The following is an 8,873-nucleotide window of genomic DNA, read 5'->3' as shown; positions in this document are numbered from 1 at the left end:
ATATGCCAGTAGATTATCCTCCCCGTCGGGGAGTTCTATCAAATTGACACAAAAAAAGATTCCATTCATCAGTTTGCTGATAAATGGAATCTTTTTTCTTATTAGTAGCTAGTTATGTCCCAGCCTCTTTTAATAGTCTAATTTTAGCGAAAATTATATATTTAGCCTTTTCTTCTATTACATTTCTGTTCCAGGTGTTGAGGCAATAATTTGTAATGAGCCTTTTATTGTCCAATTTTTTATGTCATTTGGTAAAATAAAGTTTGTTCCTTTAGTTAAAGGATACTCACCAGATTCTACTAGAAGAGTCCCTTCACCTTCTAAAACAGTAACAAGTGTATATGGTGCAGATGCTTCAAAGACTGCATTCCCCGTAATAGACCATTGATAAACATTAAAGAAATCAGTTTTTACGTACGTTGTAATTTCTACATTTTCTAATTGAGTTGTCGTTATACCTGTTTCTGCATCAACATGTGGAACTGTTGTTACATCAACAGATTGTTGAATGTGCAACTCTCTAGGATTACCCGTATCATCTTTACGGTTGTAATCATAAACTCTATAGGTAGTATCACTGGACTGTTGTGTTTCTAAAATCATAATACCTGCTCCAATAGCATGAATGGTTCCACTTGGTACAAAGAAGAAGTCTCCTTTTTTCACTTTGATTCGTCTTAACAATTCAGTCCATTTTCCTTCTTTAATCATAGATTCTAACTCTTCTTTAGTTTTAGCATGATGTCCGTAAACAATTTCTGCTCCTTCATCGGCATCAATAACGTACCAACACTCAGTCTTTCCTAATTCGCCCTCATGCTCAAGTCCATAAGTATCATTTGGATGAACTTGTACGGATAGATCATCATTAGCATCTAATATTTTCGTTAATAATGGGAAAACATCTCCTTTAACATTACCAAAGACATCCCTGTGTTCTTTCCAAACTTCTGCTAATGTCATTCCCTCATATGGTCCGTTCAATACTGTGCTCGGTCCATTTGGGTGTGCACTGATTGACCAACATTCTCCTACTCTATCACTAGGTAAGTCATAATTAAATACATCATGCAACTTTGTTCCGCCCCAAATTTTCTCTTGTAAAACGGCTTTCAAAAATAGTGGTTCATTCATTTTTTACTTCCTCCTCTAAACAAATTCTCTATTATCTTACCATAATTGAAATCGTTTTTACATCGATTTAGTGATAATCATTTTGACTAATTAAACGGTAGTTTCTAAAAAATAAGTTTCTATTAGATGGTTTCTTTCCGCTAAATAAGTTGTTGTATCACTTACTGGATGAACACGATTTGATAAAAAAATAAAAGCTTCTTGACTCTTGATGTTTAAGATAATAAATGTACCTGTAAATCCTGTGTGGAAAAGTGATTTCCCATCTCTTCTTGTTAATAAATCCCAACCTAACGAACGATTCAGTTTTTTGTTAGGTGTTCTATCCTCCAGTAACTCAAGAACAGTCTTTTCTTCTAACACTCTAACTCCATCCAACATGCCCTTCTGAAGCATCATTTGACTAAACCGTACTGTATCATTTAGTGTAGAAAATAATCCGGCGCTGCCACAATGATTGCCAAGTATAGATGCTTTTGGATCATGAACCTTTCCTCTAATCATTCCTCTCTGGGGATGATTTTGAGTTGGCGCACATTGCATTGGGTTAATTGGATGATAAGTAGACGCTTTTAAATTCAATGGCTGGATTATTTTTTTCTCAAAAACAGAAAATAACGTTTCATTTTCAATACTTTCTATGATATAGCCTAATAAAATCATATTGATATCCGCGTATTGAACTTTCTCTCCTAAAGTGTTATCGGGCACTAAGGTAAAAAGTGCCGTTTTTAATTCATTCGCTGCTAAATTATCTCGATTGGGTATAAAGCCATTTAGTGCGGATGTATGTGTTAATAAATGTCTAATTGTTACCTTTCTTGATTTAAACTCGGGTAAGTATGAATGAACTAAATCTTCCAATGCTATTAGTTTATTTTCTAGTAAGTTTAAAATAGTTGTCGTTGTTAGCATAACTTTGGTTAAGGAAGCTACATCGTATTGTTGATTGTCTTGGATTTTTTCTTTTCTGGGAACAGTTGCTGCTAATCCATCTCGATGCATTTCTATTTTACCATCTTTAATAAATGCATAACTCGCACCAGGAATGATAGACTGCTCAATCATTCTCTGAATCACCTTTCGTGTTTCTGGATACATGATACTTTTCCTCTCTATTAAACGCTAGATATCCTCTCATTCACTAAAAAAAGCTTATGGAAAAACCATAAGCTTTTTTTATTTTTTTTTGGTTTAACCGTAATTTTTTTCAAGCAACGATGCTGCTGCTTCATCCATAATAAACGTCACATTTGGATGGTTTTGTAAAATAGAAGCTGGACAATTCTCACTAATCGGACCTTCTAATGTATCTTTAACAGCTTGCGCTTTTCTTATTCCGGAAGAAGCGACTAATATATGTTTAGCCTCCATAATATCTGCTAAACCCATTGTAAGCATTTGTGTTGGCGCATCTTCAGGTGATAAATTTTGATAAGCCATTGTACTCTTAACCGTTGATTCATCACTATCTGCTAAAAAAAGACGTGAATCAAAAGGAGTGCCTGGTTCATTTGCAGCTAAATGTCCATTAACACCTAAACCAACAATTTGTAAATCCCTAGGGTATTTTTTTAGTATTTTATTGTATCGTTTAATTTCCGCCTGTGGATCGTTTGTGCTCCCATCCATTAAACCAATATAACTAGGTTGTGTTTTAATCAGGTCATAAAATTTCTCATGCATATACGTGTAAACCGTAAAGGTTTTATCTCGCTCTGCGATATACTCATCTAAATTAGTCATTACACTTTTGTCAATCGCTAGTTTATCGTTGTTAATCGCTTCAACCAACAACTCAAATGTACCATCATAACTTGCTCCTGTTGTTGTGTTGATGACTGCTTCTTTCTTATTCTTAAGTGTATCTTCTATTACTTGATAAGCAGCTTTAGACAATTCTGCATAATCTTTTGTTAAAATAATATTCATTTTATTCTCTCCCTTTTTTAAACTTAGTTCCTTTTGATAAAAAGAGTGTTTTATTATAAGGCATAACCTCTTAACTAGATGATAGCATACAACTCTCATAACTGAAAAATAAAATCCTTACTATTCCCACTAATAAGATTTAGTTCTTTATCTTATATTGTTTAAAAGTAATCATATAGTACTGGAGTGCCTTCAGGAATTCTTCTTGAAAAATCTATCACTGCTTTATTCGTCCCCTTAATTCTATCAAAAAAGACTAACTCTTCAATTGTCCGATAACTCATAAAGACTTGTGTCCAAGATTGTATTGTTCCAGAAAGAAGTATATCTTGTGGTACTTCTTGTTCCATTTTTACACGCGTCACTTTTCTACTACTTAAAAACAACTCTACTTTCCAAATCCCATTGTTCCAATGTGCTTGTTCATCTTCCACCTTTAAATAAAATGTTTGAGGAGCTTGTTCCTTAAAAGGATAAATCAATAAAAAATCCTCAATCGTCACAATTCGAGCCATCATATACGGAACTATTTCTTGCTTGACTCTTGGATTATCAAATAAATAAGCTATTTTTTCATGTGCTCCTGTTTTATAACTAAATGTATGGAAACTTGCTTTATGAGACGAGACAAAATTCCATAATTCTTTAAAAGCGGACTGGTTTAAATAAACCATTTCTTGTAAGACAAATGTCCCAGGAGTTTGGCCTTTGAACGAATAGATTAAATAACCTTGAACTTCATTTTTTTCATCATAATAAACAGCAATTGACGAGTCTTCTCGGGATAACATTGAATAGTCCCAATCCCATTGACTACGCTTTAGAGGCCCTACGCTTTTAGCATATCGTTTTTCATAAGTAGCTTTAAGAATTAATTTTGCATCTTCCCATTCGAGTCGGCGAATAGACCCAGCTGTTTTTTGTATTTTAGGTAATTCGCTGCCATCAATTGTATACTGCAATTCATCAAAACAATGCTCATAGCCATATCTACGGTAAAACGAGTAAGAAAAAGGTGCTAAATAAGACAGCAATTGGCCTTGTTTATTCATCTTTTCAAGAGATAATGTCATTAACTGAGCAATATCTCCTCCGCCTCTATTTTCTGGATAACTAGCAACGGAACCAATTCCTCCCATTTTAAACGTTTGCCCATGTAAGTAAACTTCCATTGGACGAACAATTAATTGGCTTAGCAACGAATCGCCTTTAAAAGCACCAAAACAATCTGATTTTGAGCAAAGTTTAGTAAATCTTTTTTCTCGACTTGCTGATTTCTCTTTATTAAAGGCATAGCTAGCTAAATCAAACATTTGTTGGTACTCATTAAGCTGCATCATTTTATATTCAGTCATTTATTTCGCCTCATTTCCTTGCATTTTATTCTAGTTTAACATACTAGCCATTAGTCGTGAATCCTTATTGCGTTTCTTCTTTATTACTATACTATATTTTAAAAAAAACGCCCTACATACAAGTCTAGTGCATTCCTGTATGAAGGACGTTTTATCTTTCGTTCATTATACGGCTGGTTTTTCAGCAAATTGACTATTATATAAGTCTGCATAAAACCCATCTTGTTTCATTAATTCATCGTGAGTTCCAGTTTCCATTACATCTCCCTCATTCATAACGATAATATTATCCGCATCTCGAATGGTTGATAATCTGTGGGCAACAACAAAGCTAGTTCGGCCTTGTAATAACTTCCGCATTGCTTTTTGAATCAAAATTTCTGTTCGTGTATCTACACTTGAAGTTGCCTCATCTAAAATTAAGACTTCTGGATCAACTAAGAATGCTCTAGCAATTGTGATTAATTGGCGTTGACCAAGTGAAATATTACTTGCTTCTTCATTTAGAATCGTGTCGTATCCATCTGGTAATGTATGAACAAAGTCATCTACATGAGCCGCTTTAGCAGCCGCTGCGACACGTTCTTCATCTTGACCATACTTCTCACTACCATATTTTATATTTTCTAAAATGGTTCCATTAAACAACCAAGTATCTTGTAGAACCATACTAAAGTGCGAACGTAATTCTTCACGAGTCATGTCTCTTGTGTCCACACCATCTAATTTAATGCTTCCACCTTTTACATCATAAAAGCGTTCTAACAAGTTGATTAAGGTTGATTTACCCGCACCGGTAGGACCAACAATAGCTATCATTTGGCCTTCTTTAACTTTTAAGTTAAAATCATTCATTAATAACTCTTGATCATCATCCCCATAACCAAATTGAACATGGTCAAAAGAAACCTTATAGGGTGAATTTGGAATAGGCGTCACATTTGATTTTTCTTCTACCATTTCATCTTCGTCTAATACTTCAAATACACGTTCAGCTGAAGCAATCGTTGCTTGGATCGTATTAACTAAATTTGCCATTTGGCTCATTGGTTGACTGAATTGGTTTGTGTATTGTAGAAATGCTTGAACGTTACCTAACGTCATTGTTCCATTCGCTACATTAATTCCTCCAACAACAGCCACTAATACATAACCTATATTTTTAACAAAGTTCATCATCGGCATAACAAAACCGGAAAAGAACTGCGCTTTCCATGAAGATTGATACAATTCTTCGTTTTGTTTTTCAAATAACTCAATTTCTGCATCTTCACGGTTGTATATTTTTACAATAACATGACCAGCATAGGTTTCTTCAACTTGATTGTTTAATAATCCTAACTTTTTTTGTTGTGCCGCAAATAATTTTTGTGATCTTGGTGCGATTAAGCTAATTACCAACACACTCAACGGAACAGTGACAAAAGCAATTAAGGTCATTTGTAAACTGATACTTAGCATCATATATAATACGGCAAAAAATAAAACAAAACTATTTACAAATTGGGTTAATGTTTGCTGAAGTGTGCTCGCAATATTGTCCATATCATTAACAGCACGCGACATGATATCTCCGTTAGAATGAGTATCGTAGTAGCTCATTGGAACTTTATTCATTTTATCTTTTAATTCTTTTCGTAAATCATACACGGTATTTTGTGCTACACGTGTCATCGTAAATTGCTGGAAATACTGAAAAATAGCCGATAAGATATACAAGATAGCGACCGTAAATAAGACATTTTTTATTATCTCAAAATCAATTGGTAATTTCTCAACAACTTGACCAGCTTCTTTCATTTTCATTCCTACCATAACGCCTTTAAAAATTTCAGTAGTTGCTTCTCCCAAAATTTTTGGCGTGCTCGTCTGCAAAACTGTACCTACAATAGCTAAGATGAAAACTAATCCAATTGCAAGGATACGATTAGACATATAACCAAGTAATCGTTTCAGGGTTCCCCAGAAATTTTTAGCTTTGCGTACTTCACCTTTCGGTCCTGAATTTCTCATTAAAGTTCCTCCTCTCTCATTTGAGAGTTCATAATCTCTTGATACGTTTCATTTGTTGCTTTAAGTTCTTCGTGAGTCCCTTTTCCAACCACTCGGCCAGCTTCCATTACTAAAATCGTATTGGCATTCATTACTGTGCTAATTCTTTGTGCGATAATCACGACAACAGAGTCTTTCGCTTCTTCAATCAAGGCTTTTCTTAATGTTGCATCTGTTTTGAAGTCTAAAGCAGAAAAAGAGTCATCAAATATTAGGATATCCCCTTTAGAAACTAACGCACGAGCGATGCTTAGACGTTGTTTTTGACCGCCAGAGAAGTTGCCTCCACCTTGTTCTACATAGCTATCTAATCCTTTTGGCAATTCTGAAACAAAATCTTTAGCTTGCGCTACTTCTAATGCATGCCAGATTTCTTCATCTGTTGCGTTCGGATTTCCGTATTGCATATTTGAACGAATGGTTCCTGTAAACAAAAGAGCTTTTTGAGGAGCATAGCCCATCATGCTACGTAGGTCTTTTTGATTCGTGTCCCGTATATCTACTCCATTAATTTTAATGCTTCCTGATTCAACATCATAAAAACGTGCAATTAAGTTTGCTAGAGTTGATTTTCCCGAACCGGTCCCACCAATAACAGCTATCATTTCACCTTTAACACCCTTAAAGCTAATGTTCTCAAGAGCTAGTTGCTCAGCTCCATTATAACGAAAATCTACTTGATCAAATTCTATCGTTCCTTTATCTGCCATATCAACTTTAATTGGCTTTTCAGGGTCTTTAACCATACTATCTGTAGATAGAACTTTATTAATACGTGCGGCAGAAACTTGTGCTCTTGGAATAAAAACAAAGATCATAGCCAACATCATAAAACTCATTAAAATTTGGAAAGCATACGTCATAAAGGTAATCAAATTCCCAACTTCCATTAGGCCATCACCAATATACTGACCACCAAACCAAATAATTGAGATATTGGTTGCACTTATAATTAATGTCATTACTGGCAACAGAAAACTCATGATTGTGTTTGCTTTAATAGAAGTATTTGCAAAATCTTTATTGGCTTCATCAAATCGTTTTGTTTCTGAATCGTTTCGATTAAATGCTCGAATAACACGAATACCTGTTAAACCTTCACGAAAGACTAAGTTCAAACGGTCTGTTTTGCTTTGCATTTTCTTAAAATAAGGTACGGCAAAATACATAATAGTTGCCATAAAAACGGCTAAAATTGGAAGAACGAATAGAAAAATACTCGCTAATTTTGGTTCTCTTGTATAAGCCATAATTCCTGCTCCAACTAACATAATGGGTGCTTGTATCATCATTCTCAAAGCCATCATAACAACCATTTGTATTTGGACAACATCATTTGTTGTTCTTGTAATAAGGGAAGAAGTTCCTATCTCATCAATAGCATCATTAGAAAAATACGATACTTTTTTAAAGACACTGCTTCGAATGTTTTTTCCTAACAGTTGAGATTGCTGTGATGCTAAATAAACATTTCCTGTTGCTGCAGCTACGCTCAATAAAGAAAATCCCAGCATTTTTATACCAACAGATACTATATAATTAATATCCCCTGTTGCAATCCCATTATCTATGATGTCCGCAGTTAAGTTCGGCAAGTAAAGATCACTAACGACTTGGATAATCATAAATATGACTGCTCCCATTACTGCTAAACCATTCATCTTTTTAGCTAATTTAATCATAACTTTATTTCCTCCTGATTAGATGGGTCTTTAGCGACACCATATTCAATCCATTCTAATTTTTTATTAAACATTAAAATCATTTCTTTCTGTGATTTATTTTTATTAAAGCCTTCTCCAACTGTGCCAAATAAAGTAGACATCATAAATTTGATTAAAAGTGGGAAGTCACTAGGTTCAGATAAACTCAATTTATCCATATCAATGTGATTTCGAAATGTATCTTTTGAAGGTCTATTTGCTCCACACTGTTTGATTGTTTCAGGTGCAACTTCAGTCCCCGTTCGATAATCCATATGCAAAAAAAGATGTTTAAAAAAAGCACTGTTCTCTTTGTGCATAATCAGTTCAAGAATTTTAGGAAAGAATCGTTTAAACCCTTCAAATAAATCGCCATTAGCTAGTTTTAAACTATCTAAGAGCATTAGTTGAGTATCTCTCTTTAACAGACCTAAATAATAATAATACAAATCTTCTTTATTTTCGAAATATTGATAAAAACTACCTCGTGAAATTTCAGCTTTTTTTATAATGTTATTAATAGAAGATTCATTCAACGATACTCGAGAAAACTCTTCTGCTGCCGCAGATATTAATCTGTCTTGTTTTTCTATCGATAAGTTAAAAAATGTTTTAGTTGGCACTATTTTCATTCCTTTCAACTATAAAAGTGACAAGTCGTCATAATGACACCTTGTCATTATATTCTACAGAAAAA

The 8,873-nt window shown here is 34.1% G+C and carries 7 protein-coding genes; all 7 read right to left on the bottom strand.

The window, feature by feature from the left end; all coding sequences use genetic code 11:
• Nucleotides 1-177: 177 nt before the first annotated feature.
• Nucleotides 178-1,134, bottom strand: coding sequence for a mannose-6-phosphate isomerase, class I (gene manA / locus WBF61_RS04735; RefSeq protein ID WP_424254376.1), 957 nt, complete (start codon nucleotides 1,132-1,134; stop codon nucleotides 178-180).
• A gap of 90 nt (nucleotides 1,135-1,224) precedes the next feature.
• On the bottom strand, nucleotides 1,225-2,235 hold the full coding sequence (locus WBF61_RS04730; RefSeq protein ID WP_424254375.1) for a serine hydrolase domain-containing protein: 1,011 nt from the start codon (nucleotides 2,233-2,235) through the stop codon (nucleotides 1,225-1,227).
• 93 nt (nucleotides 2,236-2,328) lie between these two features.
• Nucleotides 2,329-3,066 (bottom strand): glucosamine-6-phosphate deaminase, encoded by a 738-nt coding sequence (locus tag WBF61_RS04725; RefSeq protein WP_424254374.1) that lies wholly within the window; start codon nucleotides 3,064-3,066, stop codon nucleotides 2,329-2,331.
• Between the two features lie 161 nt (nucleotides 3,067-3,227).
• Entirely contained in the window at nucleotides 3,228-4,421 is a 1,194-nt protein-coding gene (locus WBF61_RS04720; protein WP_424254372.1) for a GNAT family N-acetyltransferase, read from the bottom strand.
• A 165-nt stretch (nucleotides 4,422-4,586) separates the two neighbouring features.
• On the bottom strand, nucleotides 4,587-6,434 hold the full coding sequence (locus tag WBF61_RS04715) for an ABC transporter ATP-binding protein (RefSeq protein ID WP_424254371.1): 1,848 nt from the start codon (nucleotides 6,432-6,434) through the stop codon (nucleotides 4,587-4,589).
• Nucleotides 6,434-8,155, bottom strand: coding sequence for an ABC transporter ATP-binding protein (locus WBF61_RS04710; RefSeq protein WP_424254369.1), 1,722 nt, complete (start codon nucleotides 8,153-8,155; stop codon nucleotides 6,434-6,436). Before WBF61_RS04710 ends, WBF61_RS04715 begins: the two co-directional genes overlap by 1 nt.
• Nucleotides 8,152-8,799, bottom strand: coding sequence for a TetR/AcrR family transcriptional regulator (locus WBF61_RS04705; RefSeq protein ID WP_424254367.1), 648 nt, complete (start codon nucleotides 8,797-8,799; stop codon nucleotides 8,152-8,154). Before WBF61_RS04705 ends, WBF61_RS04710 begins: the two co-directional genes overlap by 4 nt.
• Between the last annotated feature and the right edge of the window lie 74 nt (nucleotides 8,800-8,873).

This window comes from Carnobacterium sp. (assembly GCF_049673005.1).
Classification (GTDB): Bacteria; Bacillota; Bacilli; order Lactobacillales; family Carnobacteriaceae; genus Carnobacterium_A.
This window is presented reverse-complemented; position numbering and strand designations above follow the sequence as displayed.